A 20,737-nucleotide genomic window follows, 5' to 3' on the forward strand; every position below is an offset into this window, starting at 1 on the left:
CGGGCGGGCCGGCTGAAACGGGGTTCGGGGGAAACGGCGGTCAGAGCTCGACCAGCACCTTGCCCCGGCTCGCTCCCGTGTCCTGGTAGAGGCTCCGATAGGCGTCCGGGATGTTCTCGAAGCCGTGGTGGAGGGTGTGCCCGCAGCGGACCTCGCCCCTCCGGATCCGGCCGCCGAGCTCATCGTGGAGCGCGCGCCAATTCTGCTCGGTGAACCATTCCAGCGAGAAGATGCCGCGCACGGATGTGCGCGGGAACATGATGTACGGCAGCAGCCGTGGTCCGGTGACCTCCCGGCCGACCTGGGTGGCCCACTGCCAGCACACGGCCACCTGACTGCCTACGTTGAGCATGGAGAACACGGCATCCGTCACCGTGCCACCGAGATTGTCGAAGTACTTGTCAACTCCATCCGGTGCGGCACAGGTGAGAGCGGATCGCACCGCTTCGCAGCTGTCCCCGTGGCGGTAGACGACGACCGCGTCGAATCCCAGCCCGTCGAGGTATTCGGCCTTCTCCGTCGTCGAGGTGGTGCCGACCACGCGGGCGCCCGCGAGCTTGGCCAGCTGGCCGACCAGCGAACCGACGGAGCCGGAGGCACCACTGATCACGACGGTGTCACCCGAGCGGACCGACATGAACTTGGTCAGGGTGCCCCAGGCCGTCATACCGGGACCGCCCATGACACTCAGCGCGGTGGGGAGCGGAAGCGCGTCGTCGTACCAGCAGGGGTCCAGGCGGCGGAAGGCGGGAAAGACCATCGGAAACGTCCCGGTCTGCCAGGGGGTGGCCGCGCCGTTGCTGATGAGATGGGTGCGCCAGCCGCCGAACCCCTGCACCAGATCACCGGGCCGGTGGGCCGCCAGTGGACCCGCTTCCAGCACCTCCATGATCGAGTCGGCGCCCATGTGCGCACCGAGAGGGGTGTCCAGCGCAATGCCCTGGAGGTAGGGGTCCACCGATACGTAGCGCGTCCTCAGCAGCATCTCGTCCGGGGCGAGGTCGACGTCGAGATCCTCCTCGACCAGTCCGTAGACCCTCGCGACGTCGGGGACGCCTTCGATGTGCTCACGTACCACCCATTTCCTGGCCCTCATCCCATTCCCTTCCTCTCCAAAGGAGACGAGCGGTCCTCCATGACGGACCGCGCGTCCGGTCGGGGCCCCACCGGAACGACCAGATGGGTGGGGGGCGGCCCGCTCTCGTCGACGGACGCGGTGAAGGTCCGGCCGTCGTCCCGGCAGATGAACTGCACGACGTGCCGGCCTGCCGCCGCCGCGCGGATCAGTCCGCCCGTCGTCGCCCATACGCCGGACTGGTAGAAGTTCCGCAGTCCCGGCAGGCCGGGGCCGTGCTTCTTGATGAGCGTCTCCAGCGTCTCCCCGCTTTCCACGAAGGGCTGCCAGCCGAGCACTGTGCCGTCGTAGTTGCCCGTGTAGCGGACCTGTGTGAGCGGGCTCGACACATCGCGCACCGCGATCGCGTCCGCGATGCCGGGGTGGCGCCGTTCCAGGAATTCGACGAGTGCGTCGCGGGCCCGCCGCTTGGCCGCGTAGTACCCGCGGCCATGGCGTACCGGCAGCGTGTGGAGTTCCTGGCCGCCACGGGTCCGCGTCGCCTGCTCCGGTCCTTCGTCCAGAGCCCGCCAGGGGGCGATGTCGCAGAAGTAGGTGACGTACGCGATGCTCGTCCCACGCGGGGAGAGTTCCGGGTAGTGCCTGCTGCGGAACTGGACGTTGATGCTCGGGTGACGTATGCCGGTCAGGCCTGCCGCTTCCGCTTCGTCGAGCAGATAGGTCGTGCAGGGGTCGGCGTCGGGGAAGTCCCGGCGGAGGCCGAGAAAGAGTGTGAAGTATCCGGGGAACACCATGCCGGGTTCACGGATGGTCCGGGTGTAGAGGCGGTGGTACGCCTCGTTGAGGTAGCGGCCGCCGAGCAGATCCATCGTCGTGGTGCGGCCGTCGCAGGCCGAGACGACGATGTCGGCGTGCAGTTCGCTTCCGTCGCTCAGCCGTACCCCGACCGCACGGTCGTCCTCGACCAGCACCTTTTCGACCTTGGCGTTGTAGGTCACTTGGCCGCCGAGCCTGCGGTAGCGGCCCTCGATGGACTCGGCCAGTCCGAGCGATCCGCCCTCGGGGACGCCCGCGGAGAGGTTCGCGTGCGAAGCGAGCTGGAAGTGGAACGGCAGCACCGGGAACGCCGGATGCTTCTCGTACAGGATGAAATTGAACGCCTCACGCAGCAGGGGGTCCGTGAATCTCGCCGAGTAGTCGGTCATCAGTACGCTGATGGATTTGCGCACGACGTTGAAGTACGGGACGAACGAAGCCAGCATCCGCCATCGTTCCAGCGTCGGCATCAGCCCGACCGGCTTGAGGAACGGATAGACGGCGAGGCATTTACGGAAGGCGCGCAGCTGCTTGCAGAAGTCCCGGATCAGAGCGGAGTCGGCGGGCGAGATGTCCGTCAGATGGGCTTGTAGCCGGTCGGGGTCGGAGTAGAAGTACACGGCCCGGCCGCACCGGCCGCGCACGACATTGAACACATCGAAGTGCCGTACTTCCTTGCCCTGCAAAGCGCCCAGCTCCAGCCAGATCTGGTGCATCTCATTGCCGGGGCCGCTGCCGAGGAGCCAGCTGACACAGGGATCCAGGGTGAAGTCGCCGCGGTCCCAGGCCGTACAGCAGCCGCCCGGCAGTTCATGCATCTCCAGGACGTGGGTGCGATAGCCGTTCATCCGGGCGTAGCAGCCGGTGGACAGACCGCCGAGCCCTGCGCCGATGATAATCATCGACTGTCGTTCGGAACGCGCCATGAACCTGCTCTCCTCGGTGTTCATGTGCGGTTGTCCTCGCGCGCGGACCATCTGTCGAGCTGCGGCAGACGGCCCAGCTTTCCGGGATGCCATGGCTCGCCGCCTTGGCTCTCGGACACCGTGAACCCGCGTCCCAGCTCGTCGCAGAGGTACTGGATGACGAAGCGGCCGGTCGACGCGGCACGGATCAAGCCGCCCATGCCGACCCACTGCCCGGCCATGGAGAATCCGTGCAGGCCCGGCAGGCGCATCCGGTCCTTGCCTACCAGCTCGGCCGCGATGTCGTCGGCCTCGGAGAACGCCTTCCAGGCCAGAATGGAGCCGTCGTGGTTACCCGTGTAGCGCCGGGTCGTCGCCGGGGAAGCTACATCGACCAGCTCGATGCGCTCGGCCGTGCCCGGCAGGCGGCGTTCCAGGAAGTTCCTTACGAAGTCGGCCACTTGGTGCTTCTTCGCCCGGTACTCCTTGCGGTCGACGGCGCGCAGCGCCTTCCAGTAGGCAAAGTCGCTGAAGTAGGTGCAGTGGACCACCGACCTTCCGGGCGGGGCGAATCCGTCCGAGTAGTGGGAGCGCAACTGGACCACCAGACTGCTCTGCAGTGCGCCGGGCAGCTGGGCGGCGTCCTCGGAAGAGAGCAGGTACGTGGTGCTGTGCGCCCGGTCGGGGCCGAGGTCGCCCCGGACCCCGACGAAGGCCGAGACCACCGCGGGGAACAGGGTGCCCGAACGATGCAGCAGGTCGTTGTACAGCTTGTCGATCCGTGGACCGGTGAACCGGCCCTGCAGGAGACCGTGGATCGTGGTGTGGCCGTCACAGGCCGAGACGACATGGTCGGCGTAGTACCGCCTGCCGTTGCGCAGTTCGATGCCGACGGCACGCCCGTCCTCGACGAGGATCCGTTCGGCCCGTGCCCGGTAGCTGATCTCGCCGCCCAGCGCCTTGTACCGCTCCTCGATCGACCGGGCCAGGCCCAGCGAACCTCCTTGCGGGAAACCGGCGTTGTGGTGATAGGCGCTGGCCATGTTGAACAGGTACGGGAGCAGCGGGAAGCCCTCCGGGTCCTGGAAGAAGATGTTGCGGAACGCCCGTCGTAGCAACGGGTCCTGGAACCGGTCGGCGAACCGGTGCATCGGTGTCGCCGCCGTACGCCAGAACAGACGGAACGCGGGCAGGACCGTGCGCAGCGTCGCCGCTCTTTCCCGCACGGTCCGCAGGGCGGGGGCGGTGAGGAACGGGTACAGCTCGATGCCGATGAATCGCCTCAGGTCTCGGCAGAATGAGCGGATCAGCCGGGCGTCGGCGGGCGAGAGACCGAGCAGGTGCCGCTCCAGCCGGTCCGGGTCGTTGTAGAAGACCACTGACCGGCCGGTCTCGTCGACGACTCGGTTGAACATCTCGAAGTTGGTGATGGTCTTGCCGTCGAGCGCCCCCAGTTCGCGCCACACCTGATGGGCGTCGTTGCCGGCGGCCGTGCCGATCAGCCACTCGATGCAGTAGTCGAAGATGTAGCCGTCGCGCGACCAGGCCGTGCAGCAGCCCCCGGGCAGCACATGCTTTTCGAAGATGCGAGAACGCATCCCGTTCATCTGCGCGTAGCACCCGGTGGACATTCCGGCGACGCCGGCACCGATCACGATGACACGGGGCCTGCCGTCCGTCTCCCGCTCTTCGGCGCTCCACGCGTCGCCCTCGTCACCGGCCATCGGCGCCGCCCTCCTGGAGGATGCCGCGCACCAGCTCGGCGTTGCGGGCCACGTGCTTGGGGTCGAGCATGTCGGCGTGGATTCCGGAGCCGCGCAGCACTGCCGTGGCCGTGGTGGAGCTGCCGTGCCAGGTGCCGCGTGCGTCCGCGGCGTAGAGCGCTGTCTTCTCCTCGTCCGTGACAATGCTGACGGTCGCGGACACCACACCGAGATTCGGTGTGCGGCCGCAGAACGCCAGGTACTCCGCTGCGTGGTCAAGGGTTTCGCGGGTGACGATCTCCGACCCTGTGTGCTTGAGCAGGTGCTCGGCGAGTTCCGCCTCGAAGAACTCGAAGTGCTCGGGGCCGGGTACGTAGGGCTCCAGGATGCGGTGCGAGTCCAGGACGATCACATGGGCGACGTCGCGTCCCCGGCCTTCGAGCTCCTTGGCCACCTCGAATGCGAGGTTGCCGCCGAGGGAGTAGCCGAGCAGCAGGCATCTGCCTTCGGGCCGGAGAGACTCGACGAGGTCGGCGTAGCGGGCCACCTTGTTCTCGCCGGGGACGTAGTTGTAGGCGATCAGCCGGTACTCGGGCAGCTGGGCGGCGAATGTCCGGTAGACGAGCCCATGGCCGCCCGCCGGTGGGAAGCAGAACACTGTGGGCTCCCGATCGCTGTTGAAGCTCAGGCAGGGCAGGTCGTCCGAGCCGCCGCCGGTGGCAAGACGCTCCACCGTCGCGGCCATCCCGTGCAGGGTCGTGACCCGGTACAGGAGGCTGACGGGGATGCCGACACCGAACTCCTGCCGCAGGCGGTGGATCAGCTCGATCAGCTTGATGGAGCTGCCTCCGGCCTCGAAGAACTCTTGAGTCAGGCCGACCCGCTCCAGCCCGAGCAGCTCCTTCCAGTGGCGCGCCATGCTCTCTTCGAACGGTGTACCGAGCATCTCCTCCGGCTCGTCGTCGGCGTCGAACCGCGGTGTCGGCAGGCCCGCGACATCGACCTTTCCGTTGGCGGTCAGCGGCAGTTCCGGTAAGGCGATGAAGTGCGAAGGAACCATGTACGCGGGTAGCAGTCCCGCGAGGTGCCGGCGTAGCGCGCGCGAGTCCAGCGCTGCTCCGTCCGCCGGTACGCAGTAGGCGCAGAGCGCATCTTCTCCCCGGGCGTCGGGGCGCACCGTGACGACCGTTCGGGCCAGTTGGGGCCACTGGGCGAGGTGTGCCTCGATCTCACCGATCTCGATTCGATGGCCGCGGAGCTTGACCTGGTCGTCCACCCGCCCGAGCAGATGGACCCGGCCGTGCGCGTCCCAGCGCGCCGCGTCGCCGCTCCGGTAGAGGCGTACGGGTTCGGCGCCCGGCTCCCGGCTCAGTGTCCGGGTCACGAATCGCCGGGCCGTCTCTGCGGGGTCACCCGCGTAGCCGAGTGCGACGCCGTCGCCGCCGATCCACAGTTCGCCCGGCACACCGGGTGGCACCGGTTCACCGTGCCGATCGAGCACATGGAGCGTGCTGTTGCTCAGGGGGCGTCCGATCGGCACCGTCCGGCCGGGTTCCAGGTCGTTGACGGGTCCTTCGAAGCAGGCACTGTCGATGGTGGCCTCGGTGACCCCGTAGGAGTTGATCAGACGGGTGTGCGGTCCGCACAGATCGCTCAGCCTTCGGTATTCCCCGGCCTTCCACGCATCGGACCCGACGACCAGCAGACGCATGAAATCCAGCCGCAGGCCCTCGCGTTCGCAGTGGTCCATGAGACCGCGTACGACAGCGGGGACGAACTCCGCACAGTCGACGCGCTCCTCGCACATGGTCCGGTACAGGCGTTCGGTGTCGAAGAGAAGATCGCGGTCGATCAGTACCAGATTGCCGCCCGAGCAAAGCGCGCGCACCAGGTCGCCGGTGAAGACGTCGAACGACGGGGCCGCCATCTGGAGGTGAACCCGGACGTCGCGGTCCAGCCTGTACTCCTGGAGCCAGGCTCCGTACGCCGAGGCGAGGCTCCGGTGGCTGACCTGGACGGCCTTGGGGCGCCCTGTCGAACCGGAGGTGTGGATGACGTAAGCAGGTGAGTCGAGACCTGCCAGGTCCTCGACGCCGACCGCGGGCACCCGATCGTCGTCCGCCTCGTACAACTCCCGCAGCGTCAGCGTCTTGGCCGTCAGTCCTGCCATCCGGTCCCGGCACGCGCCGTCCTCGACGACGACGAGGCTGGCGGCCGCCGTCCGCACGGTGTGGGCGACGCGGTCGGCCGGGTGGTCGGGCGGGACAGGAAGGTAGGCGCCGCCTGCCTTGAGCACCGCGAGCAGCACGACGACGAGGTCCGACGACTTGTCCAGGCACAGCGCCACCACCGAGCCGGCTCCGACCCCCAGCCCCCGCAGCCGCCGGGCCAGCTCCCCGGAGCGACGGTCCAGTTCCCCGTACGTCAGGCGAAGGGCCGTCCCTTGACGCGCCGGGACCGTGACGGCTACGGCGTCCGGACACCGGGCGGCGACCGCGCTGATCAGCTGATGCACCGGACGGACGCCGTCCGCCTCGCGCTCCCCTGCTCCAGGAGGAAGGGCGGCGCGCCCGGCGCCGCTCCACTCACCGACCAGCCGCTCACGCTCCTGTGCGCCCAGCATCTCCAGCCGGGTGATGGGCTGATCGGCCGGCGCCCGGGTCATGCTGTCCAGCAGTGTGGTGTAGTGCGATGCCATCCGCCGCATGGTCTCCGGCAGAAACAGGTCGGTGTTGTACTTGAGAGCACAGTGGAACCGATGCTCCGCCTCGTCCTCGTAGACGGACAGGGTGACATCGAACTGTCCTTCCTCTTCGGGGAGTTCGATGTAGTCGAGCCGGTAGCCGTGCTTCTCGGTGGCGACTTTGTGGGTCAGCAGGATGAACATGGCCTGGAACACCGCGGAGCGGCTGGGGTCGTGCTGGAGCCCCAGCTCGTCGACCAGCAGGACGAACGGATACTCCTGGTTGTCCAGGCCGCCCAGCACGGTCGTACGGACCTGTTGCAGCAGCTGGGCGACTGAAGGCGCGCCGGACAGATCCGCGTGCAGCGGGAGCGGGTTGACGAAGTAGCCGTAGACGGAGGCGAACCGCTGCTCGGTCCGGCCGGTGACCGGGCTGCCCACGATGACGTGGTCCTGACCGGAATAGCGCTGCAGCAGCATGTAGTAGGCGCTGAGCAGCACCATGAACGGGGTCACGTCGTGCTCGCGGGCCAGGGCGTGAACGCGGGCGGTGAGCGCCGTGTCCAGTACGAAGAACTCCGAGGCTCCGTTGTGTGTCTGGACGGCCGGACGGGGCTTGTCGACGGGCAGTTCCAGGACCGGCACCTCGGCCGGCAGATGCGAGCGCCAGTAGTCGAGCATGCGCTGCGCCGCGGGACCGGCCAGGAAGCGGTTCTGCGCGTTGAGGAAGTCCAGATAGCGCGCGGTGACCGGCGGCAGCGAGGGCGCACGGCCCTGGCGCAGCCCCTCGTACACCGCAAGGAGCTCCTCGATGAAGGTGAACGTCGAGATCGCGTCGGAGACGATGTGGTGGACCGCCTTCATGATCACCCAGCGGTCGTGGCCGCGCTTGAAGAGGCGGAAGCGGAAGAGCGGGTCACGCTCCAGGTCGTACGGCCTGCGGTACTCGGCCACAATCGTGCGGTGGATCTTCTCCCATTCCTGGTCCTGCACGTCGAACAGCGCGATGTCCGGGATCCGGTCCGTCGAAACCTGCTGCAGCGGCAGTCCGTCCACCGTGAGGAAGTTGGTCCGCAGCGCGGGGTGGCGAGCGACCAGGCAGCGGACGGCCTCGAACATCAGGTCGGGGTCGAGAGCGACGCGAACCTCGACCGCGCCCCCGATGTTGTACGCGTAGCCCTCGGGGTTGAGCTGCCTGAGGAACCACAGGGCCTTCTGGTTCTGCGTCAGTGGATGGCGGAACTCGTCCTCGAAGACCTCCGCCGCCGCCGTGTTGTCGCCGCCGGCTGCCAACGCCACCGAATCGGACAGGGCATCGTGGAGCTGTGCGGTCAGTTCGCCGGCCGATGTACCGCTCAGCAGAGCCACCACGGGGGGAGCTACGCCGAGCTCGGAGCTGAGCCGGGCGCGCAGCTCCATCGCCAGCAGCGAGTCGAGTCCCAGCGCGTTGAGGCCGGCCTGCGGATCGATCTGATCGGGGTTCGTCCGCAGCACCGAGGCGGCCACTGCGGTGAACCGCTGGGTCACCAGGGCGAGGCGTTCCGTGGCGTCCGCGTTGCGGAAGGTGTCGAGGATGCCGTCGCTCGTCCCGTCGGCCGTCGCGGCTGAGGCCGTCGCCGCCAGTTCGGCCACCAGCGAAGGCGGGGAGGGGTACCAGGCCAGGAACACCGGCCAGTCGACGACGGTGGCGACAAGCAACTGGGCCCGGTCCTGGCCGATGACGCGTTCCAGGACCGCCATGCCGACGTCCGGTGCGAGCGAGCTCATCCCACGGCTGTGCAGATAGTGGTCGACGAGCCCCAGTTCCTCGATCATGCCGGTGGCCCACGGTCCCCAGTCGACGCTGAGTCCCGGCAGGCCGAGCGCCCGACGGTGCTGGGCCAACGCGTCCAGAAACGCGTTCCCGGCGGCGTAGTTCGTCTGGCCCGCCGTGGTCATGAGCGAAGCGATCGAGGCGAACAGTACGAAGTGGTCGAGCGGTTCGTCCCGAAGATGCCGGTGCAGCAGATACGCGCCGACGGCCTTGGGATCGTGGGCCTCGGCGAACGTCTGTTGGTCCATGTCCGCGACGAGTGTGTCGCGGACCTGCCCGGCGAGATGGAACACCCCGCGGACCGGCAGCGGGTCGGTGAGCCGGTGAGCTTCGAGCCAGGCCGTGAACGCGGCCTCATCGGTGATGTCGAGCGGTGCCAGGACGACCCGCGCACCGAGCGCCTCCAACTCCTTGACGAAGGCCACGGCACGGCCATCGGCAGTGGCGGGATCGAGACCGCGCCAGGCGGAGCGCTCCGGCAGGGCGGTGCGTCCGATCAGGATCAGACTGCGCGCCCCACGCCGTACGAGTGTCCGGCAGAGCAGCCGACCGAGCGCTCCGAAGGCGCCGGTGACAAGGTAGTTCGCGTCGGCGCGCAGGGTCAGCGGAAGGGGGCGGGTCAGCCCTTCGGCCCGCCGCACCCTGCTGGTGAGGCGGCCGGCGCCACGCAGCGCGATCTCCTCCTCGTCGTCGGTCAGGATCTCGCGCAACAGCGCCTGCGCCTCGGCCAGGTATCCCTCATCTCCCTGCCGGCGGCCGGGATCCAGATCGATCAGCTTGCCGCGATGGGAGATCAGCTCCTGGTGCCTGAGTACCCGGCCGACCCCCCACGCGGGCGCCCCCAGAGGTTCGACGGCCTCGCCGGGCTCGACATGCTGCGCGCCGCGGGTCACGATGTGCAGCCGGCCGTCGGCCCCGTGGCGGAGCAGCGTCCGGGCGAGGGCGATCAGTGAGTACGTCCCGGTGCCGCTGTGCCGTACGAGGTCCTGCCGCGAGGCCTGAGCAAGGTGCGGCAGGTCGAGATTCCACAGATGCACGATGGTGCCGAAGGACGGCCGGCCGTCCTCGCCGTCCATACCCAGGTCGGCGAAGAGCTGATCCAGGTCAGTGGCGGACCCCGGGACGACAGTGGATTCCCTTCCCTCGCCCCCCTTCTGGTACAAGTCCCCCGGACGCACAAGGTGGCAGCGCTCGCCGCGCGCGGTGAGCACGGCGCTCAGGGCGTCGCCCACACCTTGTCGATCGGCGAACACCAGCCAGTCGCTGCTGGTGGAGACGGGGCTGCCGGAGTCGGCCTGGTTCTCGGCGACGTCGAAGGGCCTGTCGATCCAGACGGTCTCGGCGAGCCAGGAATCAATCGTGCCGAGTCCGACCGCCGTGGACGTCTTTTCCACGTCGGCTGCGCGGAACCCACCGATGCCGCCCAGAGGTTCACCTCTGTCCGCGTAGACGGCAATGTCCCCGACGAGCTCGTCCCCGTCGCTGCGGGTGACGGTGGCATGCACCCAGATCGGCTGGTCTCCCACCGGGGCGAGGCACACCTCGTCGATCGACAGGGGCAGGCGGATCCCGGAGGGCTGCCGGTCCGCGCCGTCATCGAGGAGCTGCGTCGTCAGCAACGACTGGAAGCAGGCGTCGAGCAGCACGGGATGGATGTGGTGCCGGGCCGCGTCGTCACCGATCACCTCAGGCGGACGGAGCCGGGCGAGTACCTCACCGGAACCGATCCACACCTCTTCGATGGCCCGGAACGCGGGGCCGTAGTCGTAACCCAGGGCGGCCAGCGCCGCGTAGCAGTCCTTGCCGTCCAGCCGGTGCAGGGTGCGTGCCCGGAGGGCGGCGGTATCGACGGGCGGGCCGGCCGGGCGCGGTTGCCCGGAGCGCACGACACCGCTCGCGTGCACTGCCCGGTCGCCCTCGCCCTCCCCTGCCGAAGCGATCGTGAACGCCGCGTTCTGCGACGAGAGCGTCAGACGCACGGCCCGGTCCTCGCCCTCGGGCAGGAAGAGCGCTTTGCGGAGTTCGATGTCCGTCAGTACGGCATGGGTACCGCCGGTCAGGGAGCGGACCGCCTGCATGGCCATCTCCAGGTATCCCGCTGCCGGGAAGACCACGGTGGACTGGATGCGGTGGTCGTCGAGGTAGGGCAGCCGCTCAGTGTCCAGGGAGGTGTGCCAGGTCGGTTCGGGGTGCTTCGTGCGGCGGCCCAGCAGAGGGTGGTCGGCGTGCCCGAGGCGGACCTGAGCCACGGGGCCGGGCTCCGTCCAGTGGCGGTCGCGCTTCCACGGGTAGCGGGGAAGGGCCACGGGAGTGCCCACCGGGTGCAGGGTGTCCCACGCGACGGGGACGCCGAGGTTGTGCAGCTCTGCCAGCGAGGCGGCGAAGCGCTCCGGTTCGTTCTCCTGGCGGCGGATCGACGGAAGGGTACGTACGTCCGTCCCCCGGCCGTCGAGGCATTCACGGATGGAGTGACCGAGCACGGGATGCGGGCCGATCTCCAGGAACAGCCCGTACCCGTCGTCGGCGAGCCGGTCGACGGCCGAGCGGAAGCGGACCCGATGGCGGACGTTCTTCCACCAGTAGCCGGCGTCCAGCTCACTGCCGTGCGCCGTGCCCTCCTGACCCGTCAGATACAGCGGAACCGTCGCTTTCCGGGGGTCCAGCCCGTCCAGTGAGGCCAGCAGTTCGTCCTTGATCGCCTCCATGCTCGCGCTGTGGTACGGGACCTGCACTGTCAGGAACTTGGCGAAGATCCGCTCGGCGCGAAGCCCGTTCGCCAGCTCGGCCAGTGCGTCCCGGTCCCCGGCCAGCGTGACGGCCGAGGGGCTGTTGACCGCGGCCACGGACACCCGGTCCCCGTACGCGCCCGCCCGGAGCTGTGCCTCCTCCTCGGGCAGACTCACGGCCAGCATCGTGCCGGTCCCGGTGAGCTTCTGCTGGAGCCGGCTGCGGTCCACCACGATCCTGACCGCGTCCTCCAGCGTGTAGACCCCCGCCTCATAGAAGGCAGCGATCTCACCGGTGCTGTGACCGACCACGGCGTCGGGCCGCACACCGTACTGACGCCACATGGCCGCGAGTCCCACCTGGACGGCGAAGTTGGCCGGCTGCGCAAGCCATGTCTCGCCCATGCGCGATCCGGCTTCGTCGGCCGTCATCTCCTCGATCAGGGACCAGCCCGCAAGCTCGCGGACGGCGAGATCGCAGCGGGTGACCGCGTCCCGGAACGCCTCATCGCCCTCGAACAGTTGGCGCCCCATGCCCCACCACTGCGGCCCCATTCCGGTAAAGACCCAGACCAGGCCGCGCTGTTCGACGTCGAGCTGACTGCCGTGGATCACCCGGGGGTGAGGTTCATCCCGCAGGAAGGCGGCGAGCCCCTCATCCAGATCGGGCCGTGAGGAGTACACGACGCAGAGGCGCGACTCAAGGTGCTGGCGGCGGCGTGCAAGCGTGTATCCGAGGTCGGGTAGCGACACCTCGGACCCCTGGACCCCTGCCAGCTCGCCGCGGATGCCCGCCGCCAGCTCCGGCAGGGCATCCGGGGTCCGGGCGGTCAGCGGAAGGAGATTCCAGGACCTTTCACCGGGCGCGGTCGGTTGTGCTTCCCGCTCGGGTGCCTGCTCCAGCACCACATGCGCGTTCGTGCCGCCGAAGCCGAACGCGTTCACCCCGGCCCGGGCGGGGCCCTCGTGCTCGGGCCAAGCGGTCGGCTCGGTCGGGATCCGGTACGGGGAGGACTCCCGGTCGATGGCGGTGTTGATCCGATCCAGGTTGATGTGGGGCGGAATACGCCGGTGCTTGAGGCAGAGAACGGTCTTGATCAGTCCGGCGATGCCCGCTGCCGCTTCGGTGTGCCCGATGTTCGTCTTGACGGACCCGACGTAGCACGTGGCACCGGGTCTGCGGCCCACGGCGAGTGCCCGGCTCAGTGCGTTCGCCTCGATCGGGTCGCCGACAGGTGTCGAGGTGCCGTGCGCTTCCACGTACTGCAGCGCGCCGGGGGTGATGCCGGCTCCGGCGCAGACGCGTTGGATGAGGGCGACCTGGGCGTCCGCGCTGGGCACGGTGATGCCATTCGTGCGGCCGTCCTGGTTGACCCCCGTGCCGAGGATCACTGCGTGGATCGGATCGCCGTCGCGTACGGCGTCGTCCAGCCGCTTGAGCGCGACCATTCCGACGCCCTCGGCCCGTACATAACCGTTGGCCGTGGCATCGAACGTACGCGAGCGGCCGTCGGGCGACAGGAAGCCGCCCTTCGTCTCGGCGATGGTGTACTGCGGTGCCGCATGCAGCAGGACGCCACCGGCCAACGCGAGATCGGTCTCCCGGTTGTTCAGGCTCTGGCAGGCGAGGTGCACCGCCACCAGGGAGGAGCTGCACGCGGTGTCGATCGAGAGGCTGGGACCCCGGAAGTCGAAGCAGTACGACAGACGGTTCGAGACCATCGTCATCATGGTGCCGGTGGCGGTGTGAGCGGCCAGTGAGGCAAAGCTCAGGTCGGAGAACTGGAGGATCTTGTAGTCCAGCGTGAACGCGCCGACGAACACGGCGGCATTGCTTCCGGCGAGCTCCGAGGGCCGCTGACCGCCGTCCTCCAGCGCCTCCCAGGCCACCTCCAGCAGCTTGCGCTGCTGCGGGTCCATTTGGTCGGCCTCACGCGGGCTGATACCGAAGAAGCCGGGGTCGAACTCGTCGAAACCGTCGATGTATCCGCCTCGGCCACCGATCAGACGTCCGGGTTTCTCCTTGTATCTGCTGCCGAGCGTCATGACGTCGTAGCGGTCCGCCGGTGTCGGTGTGATGCAGTCCTTGCCGTTCATGAGGTTCTGCCAGTACGTGCGGTGGTCCGATGCACCGCCTGGCAGTCGGCAGCCCATGCCGATGATCGCTACTTTGTCGCTCACAGAGGCACTGTTCACGTCGGGCAAGGTCGTACTCCTCAAGTCGTGGCACAGCGGCACGGCATGGATGCGGGAGGGCGGTGCGGTTTCCCGATGATGAGAGGCGGTCAGGCGGAACCGGGCCCGGCCCTCTTCGCACGGCGCCAGGGGTGGAGAAGGGTGGTGGCGATCTCCCCGGTAGGGGGGAACGACTCGGGATCGCCGATTCCGACCGCGATCGGCTCGCGGCCGGGCCGCCAGGTGTAGCTGTCGAAGAGGTGGTCCCAGATCGAAAGATCCGAGCCGTAGTGGCCCGCCTCGGACAGCTTGGTGCTGTGGTGCAGGCGGTGTTGTTCGGGACTGGCGAGCACATGATTGAGCCGCCCGATTCGCACGTCGATGTTGGCATGGACGAAATAGCCCTGGGCAGCCACGAAAAGACCCACGACGAAGACGGAATCATGGGAGAACCCGACCAACGCCAGAGCCAGTTGCACTACTCCCTGCGCAAGGATGATATCGAGAACGTGATTGACGCCGTTATTGGCGACGTTGACTTTCTGCGGCACATGGTGCACACCGTGCACTCGCCACAATATCGAGTTGGCGTGACCCAGTCGGTGCACGAGATAACTGGCCAGCGAGCCGGTCAGCAGGGCCGCGGGTATTTCCGCCCAGAGATTGAGCGCGGGTTCGTCGGGCGTCACCACGGAGACGGCCGCGGTGACCATATATTGCGCCAGGGCGCTGGCCGCCATCGTCAGCAAGAAGTAGATGCCGTACCAACGCCATTCGCTGGGGCTCGGGTGCCACGCGCGCTGATACGGAATCAGACGTTCAAGAACGGTGAGGTAGGCGATGGTGCCGACCAGGAAGAGCGGGCTCACGCGCTCTGGATCCCAGTCGAGACACAGCGCCGCCGCGGCGACCGAAACTGTGGCCACCAGCAGGAACGGATAAGCCAGCACGCGGAGAACAACGCGCGCCGAGAGTACGAGCGCTCTCTCCCGCTGCACCGGGCCGGAATCCTTCTCCGGAACACCATCGGGCAGTGGTTCGCAATTTTCCATCCGTAGCACCTTTACGAAGGAACCAGCACAGAAGAGTGCACAGACCGCAAGGACGAACTGATGACTTCTTGCGGGCGCGCTGGACCGACGCTTCGGACGTCAGTTGTCACGCATTGAAATATTCGTACCTGGAGACTGATGTGAACTGCCATACAGACCCGGCGAACCCGAGCGGGGCCGCCGGGTGGACCCGCTCTGTTGCATTTCCCTTTTCGGCGCCCTCAACCGTCTGATTCAAGCCTCGTCTTGATGTGCCGGACTGCCAGGTCAATATTCGCCACCCCGTCCAATTTTCAATGAACCAGGCGGACCAGCCGGGCGGAATGCGAATAATTCGACCTTCCATCAAGTGGATTACTAGTAATACTGATAATCTATTGGGACTTTATGGCTCCCCCTTTTTCCGGGCGAGGATCCCTCGATTGGTCGGCGCGGGCCGGAGAGACCTGGGGAAGGCCGCCCGGGCCGGAACGGCCTTCCCTGCCGGTCGGGATCTCGCTCGCCGCCGCCAGGACGGCAGCGTGGCTTCGGCCCCGGTCCTGACGATGCAACGGGCCCACAGCGCTGTGCGGGCCTCGTGATCGGACGGCCGGACTCGCGGGACGTAATCGGGTCTGCCATGGCTCATAAACGCCGGATCCAGGGCGGCGACCGTGTCAGAGATCGTCTCAGCCGGAGGTCTCGGTAGACCGGCAGCGTGTTGATGGTTGAGCGTCTGGTGCCGGAGCCCGGCAGGGGAACCCGCCGGTCCTTTACTGCATGTCAGCGGTGCCGATGTTGCACCTTCGAGGACTGGAGCGTGGCGCGAATCCGGGGAGGGGCCGCCACGGATGCCTGGCGCTCCAACGAGCCATGGGGGCGTTTGAGGTCTCTCATGCCTCAAACGCTGGTCCGCAGGACCAATCCTCCGGCGGCCCCAACCGGTTGAACCGCATGTCCACCGGTCGGTGGACACAGGGACCTCGTCAGACACCCCTGCGGCCGCCGAGGTCCAGGTGGACCGAGGTGCGTCACCTCACCGCGGGGCGGTCGACTGCGTAGGCAGGGCCGCGGCAACGGACTCCAGAACCTCGATGGGGCGCAACAAGTCCCTATAACCGATCGGAGGCATGCCCGTACGGGTCATCTCCAGGAACGCTTCGAGACCCGGCACGCAGTAGTGGGCGTCGAGGGTGAGAGTCTGCTCGACCACGGTGTCCTGAGTGAGCGCCATTGCGTGGAAGGGGGTCTGGTGCGTGTCGTTCGGCTTGACGAAGTTCACGAGCACACGGGTGCCGCCCGCGGTGAATGACACGGTGACTGTGGTGTCGGTGGTGTCCGTGCGTACGTCGAAGATCTCACCGGGGGCGAGCCGGAGAGCTACGTCCACCGGGTGGATGCCGTAGAAGAAGATCCCGCCGTACTCGCCGTCGGGGTCGGCAGGTCCGGACGTGACGACCACATGCGGTCGGCCGCCCCGCGCGGTCCGGGCCACCAGTGCGTCGGTGTCGGGAATCCAGCGGAGCGCCGAGGATGACGTGAGCGGCGCGTCATGGGCGAGCGCGGTGTCGATCATGGCCTGGGCGTCCTCGACGGTGCAGGCCAGCGGCTTGTCGACGAATACCGGAAGCCCCTCGGCCAGGAAGGGGGTCGCCTGGTCGCGGTGGTGCGCGCCGTGCCGGTCCGCGACGATGACGGCGTCCACCAGTCCGAGCAGGCCGGTGGGCTCGTCGACGATCTTTTCTATCCCTCCGGTGGACGCCAGCGTGTCGTTGCGCCGACTGTGCCCGCCGCTGAGAGCCACGACGCGGGCGTCGCCGCCCGCCTCGTGGACGTTGAGGTGGCCGATGATGTGGTCGACATGAGTGTTCTCGGTGCCAACGATCCCGATACGCATCAAGAGAGGCTACCTTCACGGTGACAGGCAGGTTGAGCGCACTCCCCGGCCACAGGGAGCTCGCCCCTGGGGCTGTCGCTGCGTCGAGCGCCCGGCAAAGGGACCAGGAACCGCGCGCTGTGCCGACAGAGCGGGGCTGCCGGCCCGACGACCCCGACCGTACAGCCGCGCCGGACGTCAGTTGAGGGCGGCTGCCAGGATGGCGGCTGCATTGGCGGCCAAAGGGGCGTCCGCCTCGGAGTCGGCGTCGTGCTTGGCGGACAGAACAGCCATCACGATCGGCCCTTGGCCGGGCGGCCAGACGATGCCCACGTCGTTCGCGGTGCCGTAGCTGCCGGTGCCGGTCTTGTCGCCGACGGACCAATCCTCATGGAGGCCGGCGCGCAAGCGTTTGCCGCCGGTCGTATTGGCCAGCAACCACCCGGTCGACCTCTTCCGGTCCCCCGCCTCCAGCGCGCCCCCGAGGACGAGCTGTGCGTAGGTCTTCCCAATGGCTCGAGGGCTGGTGGTGTCGGTCACACGCCCTGGTTCCGCCGAGTTCAGCTCCGGCTCCCAGCGGTCGAGCCGGGTCACCGAGTCTTCGATCGACCGGCAGAGGCGAGTGACGGACGTCGGTCCGCGGAGCCTTTCCACGCGCCCGGCTCCGGCGCCCCCGCACGGGCCGGGGTCCGTCAGGCCCGGCCCGCGCTCAGCCAGCCGAGCAGGTCATCCGTCATCAGGTCGCCGTCCGCTTCGACGTCCTCGTCGATCGCGCCCAGATCGAGATGGTACACACGGGTGCGGTCGCGGCCGTGACGGCGCATGAACAGTCCGCCGCCCCCGCTGTCGTCGCCGACCAGCACCCAGTCAGGCGCGTACCTGGGCACCTCGAAGGTCTCGTTTCGCTCCTGAAGGCAGTGCGGCCCGTAAACCAGAACGCCGTTGTCGAGCAGGGCGTTGAGGACCGCTTCGCGGTCACTGAGCGGTGGCGAGTCGGTCGTGCGGCTGGACGGTGACGAGGGCGATCCCCGCGCAGCACACCGCGAGGAGCATCAGTTCGGCGGTCGAGGGCGCGGGCGCGGTGTTCAGTGCCCAGTCGCCGAGGCGCACGGTGAACGGAACGGCCAGCTGCACAGCTGCCGTGAAGACCGGCCCGCGTAGCAGGATGAGCCGGTGTTGTACGAGGTAGGCGGGCGCGTAGACGGCCGCGCCGAGCACCACGATGCCGCCGGTCGCGGCGAGTGTCGGCGGGTGGGCGATCAGGGCAGGCAGGGCCATCGGGAGCAGCAGACAGGTGGCGGCCGCGAGCAGCACGGGCAGAACGGCGAGGGGCGGCAGCCCCGACAGCCGTTCCCTGTACAGGAACCCGTACACCGCGAACGCCACGGTCGCGGCCGCCACCAGCAGCAGCCCCACCCCGTCCAGGTCCCCCGCGTCCGCGCCGAGCGCCGCGTATCCGGCCGCCGCCGCGCAGGCCAGAACTGCCCCCGCCGCCTTGCGCGGCCCGGACCTCTCACCGAAGAACACGACCCCCACCGCCACCGAGGCGCATGGCATCAGCGCGACAACGAGGTTGGTGAGCGAGGTGCCGATGCGCAGGATGGCCAGGAGGGTACCGGCCGCGTAACCGGCGAAGCCGAGCAGGCCCAGCAGCCATACGATGCTCGGGCGGGCCGCGGCCCGGCGCAGATCGGCCCGGCCACCCGCGCTGGACGCGGCGACGACGGTGAGCACCACGCAGCACACCGCGGTGCGGCCCACAGCGACGATCAGCGGATCGGTTCCGGTGACCAGGGCGCCGGAGAGCAGCCACGTCCCTGCGAGCAGCAGTACGAGGGCGACCGGCACAGTGTCGCCTTTCCTCAGGGGCGTGGGAGGAGGGCAGCGGGGTTCGGAGCCGTACGACCTGCCCTGTCACCCATGGACACCACCCCACCCGGTGGCTGCCACGGCTTTCGTTCGCCACGAAGCGCCGCAGCTCGGACCGCCCATCATGGTGCGCCCGGACGAAGGCGTCCATCGACTTGCGTGCCCTGCGGGATCCTCACTCCTGCCAGGGGGAATCCAGGATGGTGTCCACGAAGTTGCCCCGCTTGAAACCGGGTACGTAACGCTCCAGCACATCGGCCTTCACATTGCCGAAAGTGGTGTCCGGCTTGGCTTCGATGCCTTCGGTGAAGGCCCGGAGAATGCGCTGTTTGAAGTCGGGGCGGGGATGGAGGGAAACGATCGACGCGCGGTCCGCGTCGCTGATGTCGGCGTACCCGATGCCGAGCACGTCGTACTCCACCCCTGCGGTCACCAGGGCGACCTCGGGTTCCATGAACTGTGGAATTCCCGGCGTCGTGTGGAGCGCGATCGCTGTCCAGACGCGGCGAATGCTGTCCTCGGGCACGCCGTGGCTCTGCAGAAACCTTCGTGCCTCGTCGGCGCTGTCCACCTCGAACCGGCGCCCGCTCCCGCGGAACTCCTCGTTGAGGCCCAGGTCATGGAACATGGCTCCGACGTAGAGAAGCTCCGGGTCGAAGCTCAGCCCCTTGTTCTGCCCCTGCAGACTGCCGAAGAAGTAGACCCGGCGGGAATGGTGGTAGATCAGGTCATCGGTCGCGTCACGCACCAGCTCGGTGGCCGCGGCGGCCAGCTTGGTGTCGGGCACCGTCACTCCGGTGGCGGCAGGGAGGTCGGCACTGCTGGGCATGTGAACTCCTTTGTCGTAGGACATGTCGGCTCTTCCTGTCCGACTCTTCAGCCTGCGGCTCTCCCCCGCCCGGTCAACCACCGGCTGCCTCGTCCCTGTCCGCCGGGGAGAAATGGAGATGGGCCAGGTCGTGCGGGATTGGGCCGTCGGGACGGAACAGGGGCGCGCTCTCCCCGTCGGCGGCCGTGGCCGGAGCGTCCGTGAGGCGAAGCCGGGTGCGCAGCCGCCCGTAGAAATCGTGCGGGCCGAGCCTGATGACGCGCAGACGACGCGGGGCCGCATACACCCCGAGCCAGTCTCCGGCGTCCAGTACGCCGCGCAGCTGGCCGTCGATCGTGACCGCGCCCTGCCCCGAATGGGGCAGGACCCGCACCGCGACCGGTTCGTCCGGCGCGACGACCACTGTGCGGTTGAAGGTCATGTGCGCTGCGACGGGTGTGAAGAGGACGGCGTCCATTCGTGGTGAGACCACCGGACCGCCTGCGGCGAAGCTGTAGGCGGTCGACCCGGTGGGGGTGGCCATGATGACGGCGTCGGCCGAGTACGAGGCGAGGAGCCGGCCGCCGATATAGACGCCGAGACTCACCTGCCGGTCGCGCGCGAGCTTCTCCACGACGACGTCGTTGAGGGCCGTGACATCCAGCGCCACGCCCCAGTCCTCCGCCGCGGCCTCCGCCTCCAGGTCGACATGGGGAGGCGGCAGCATCGGGCGTCGTCCGTAGCCCATCAGGGCGTCGATGTCCTTGGGCACTTCGAGTACGCGGGAGGCCCTCATCGTCAGCGTCATGCGCTCCTCGACGTCCGCCCGTCCGTGGTGGACGGCGTCGAGCGCCCGGACGACGTCCTCGGCCGGCACCTCGGTCAGGAAGCCGACCCGGCCCAGGTCGATCCCGAGGACGGCGGCGTGGTTCTTGGCCGCGATCCTGGCGCCGCGCAGAAATGTGCCGTCGCCTCCGAGCGTCACGATGAGATCGGGGTTGCCCGCGACATCGGCCTCCTCCCGTCCGCCACGCCGGCGTGCGTCGCCGCGCCACACGTCGATGTCCGTGCACGGAACGACTTCGCCCGCACACCAGTCGCGTACGACGCGCGCCGCGGCAATGGCCTCGGGACGTCCCTGGTGGACAACGACTCCCACCCGCTCGACACTCATCTCGCTCCGGCTCCCGTACTCCGACGATGTGGCGGTGTCCTGGTCCCACCTTGACGGTCCAGGCGTGTGCGGGCTTCGTCGCC

General features: G+C 68.4%; 10 protein-coding genes and 1 pseudogene. All 11 read right to left on the reverse strand.

Annotation, left to right across the window (positions count from 1 at the left end):
* Nucleotides 1-40: 40 nt before the first annotated feature.
* The 11 genes and pseudogenes from OG609_RS02250 to OG609_RS02300 all read right to left on the reverse strand — a co-directional run bounded on the left by OG609_RS02250 (nucleotide 41) and on the right by OG609_RS02300 (nucleotide 20,654).
* Complete coding sequence (locus tag OG609_RS02250) at nucleotides 41-1,096, reverse strand: MDR family NADP-dependent oxidoreductase (RefSeq protein ID WP_327271187.1); 1,056 nt, start codon at nucleotides 1,094-1,096, stop codon at nucleotides 41-43.
* Nucleotides 1,093-2,841, reverse strand: a complete 1,749-nt coding sequence (locus tag OG609_RS02255) for a phytoene desaturase family protein (RefSeq protein ID WP_327271188.1) — start codon at nucleotides 2,839-2,841, stop codon at nucleotides 1,093-1,095. The genes OG609_RS02250 and OG609_RS02255 overlap by 4 nt, the downstream gene beginning before the upstream one ends.
* Nucleotides 2,838-4,520, reverse strand: coding sequence for a phytoene desaturase family protein (locus tag OG609_RS02260; protein WP_327271189.1), 1,683 nt, complete (start codon nucleotides 4,518-4,520; stop codon nucleotides 2,838-2,840). Before OG609_RS02260 ends, OG609_RS02255 begins: the two co-directional genes overlap by 4 nt.
* Entirely contained in the window at nucleotides 4,510-13,926 is a 9,417-nt protein-coding gene (locus OG609_RS02265; protein ID WP_327271190.1) for a non-ribosomal peptide synthetase/type I polyketide synthase, read from the reverse strand. The genes OG609_RS02260 and OG609_RS02265 overlap by 11 nt, the downstream gene beginning before the upstream one ends.
* Before the next feature lie 80 nt (nucleotides 13,927-14,006).
* Nucleotides 14,007-14,948 carry a sterol desaturase family protein gene (locus OG609_RS02270; RefSeq protein WP_327271191.1) on the reverse strand — a complete coding sequence of 314 codons (942 nt, stop codon included), beginning with the start codon at nucleotides 14,946-14,948 and terminating at the stop codon, nucleotides 14,007-14,009.
* Nucleotides 14,949-15,963: 1,015 nt separating this feature from the next.
* On the reverse strand, nucleotides 15,964-16,824 hold the full coding sequence (locus OG609_RS02275) for a Gfo/Idh/MocA family protein (protein WP_327271192.1): 861 nt from the start codon (nucleotides 16,822-16,824) through the stop codon (nucleotides 15,964-15,966).
* Nucleotides 16,825-17,001: 177 nt separating this feature from the next.
* A pseudogene (locus tag OG609_RS02280) lies at nucleotides 17,002-17,457 on the reverse strand (serine hydrolase); the annotation flags it as partial.
* 38 nt (nucleotides 17,458-17,495) lie between these two features.
* A complete protein-coding gene (locus OG609_RS02285) occupies nucleotides 17,496-17,690 on the reverse strand; it encodes a hypothetical protein (protein WP_327271193.1) in 195 nt (64 codons plus the stop codon).
* An 88-nt stretch (nucleotides 17,691-17,778) separates the two neighbouring features.
* A complete protein-coding gene (locus OG609_RS02290) occupies nucleotides 17,779-18,651 on the reverse strand; it encodes an EamA family transporter (protein ID WP_327271194.1) in 873 nt (290 codons plus the stop codon).
* A gap of 196 nt (nucleotides 18,652-18,847) precedes the next feature.
* A complete protein-coding gene (locus tag OG609_RS02295) occupies nucleotides 18,848-19,501 on the reverse strand; it encodes an HD domain-containing protein (protein WP_327271195.1) in 654 nt (217 codons plus the stop codon).
* Between the two features lie 73 nt (nucleotides 19,502-19,574).
* Nucleotides 19,575-20,654: an NAD(+)/NADH kinase gene (locus tag OG609_RS02300; protein WP_327271196.1), complete on the reverse strand. Its 1,080-nt coding sequence runs from the start codon at nucleotides 20,652-20,654 to the stop codon at nucleotides 19,575-19,577.
* Nucleotides 20,655-20,737: the final 83 nt, after the last annotated feature.

Origin of the sequence: Streptomyces sp. NBC_01224, from assembly GCF_036002945.1 — a bacterium.
In the GTDB taxonomy this organism is placed as follows: domain Bacteria; phylum Actinomycetota; class Actinomycetes; order Streptomycetales; family Streptomycetaceae; genus Streptomyces.

Coding starts and splice junctions, on each gene's coding strand:
- OG609_RS02250 (WP_327271187.1), bottom strand. CDS start 1,096: ATGAGGGCCAGGAAATGGGTGGTACGTGAGCACATCGAAGGCGTCCCC.
- OG609_RS02255 (WP_327271188.1), bottom strand. CDS start 2,841: ATGAACACCGAGGAGAGCAGGTTCATGGCGCGTTCCGAACGACAGTCG.
- OG609_RS02260 (WP_327271189.1), bottom strand. CDS start 4,520: ATGGCCGGTGACGAGGGCGACGCGTGGAGCGCCGAAGAGCGGGAGACG.
- OG609_RS02275 (WP_327271192.1), bottom strand. CDS start 16,824: ATGCGTATCGGGATCGTTGGCACCGAGAACACTCATGTCGACCACATC.
- OG609_RS02295 (WP_327271195.1), bottom strand. CDS start 19,501: ATGCCCAGCAGTGCCGACCTCCCTGCCGCCACCGGAGTGACGGTGCCC.
- OG609_RS02270 (WP_327271191.1), bottom strand. CDS start 14,948: ATGGAAAATTGCGAACCACTGCCCGATGGTGTTCCGGAGAAGGATTCC.
- OG609_RS02300 (WP_327271196.1), bottom strand. CDS start 20,654: ATGAGTGTCGAGCGGGTGGGAGTCGTTGTCCACCAGGGACGTCCCGAG.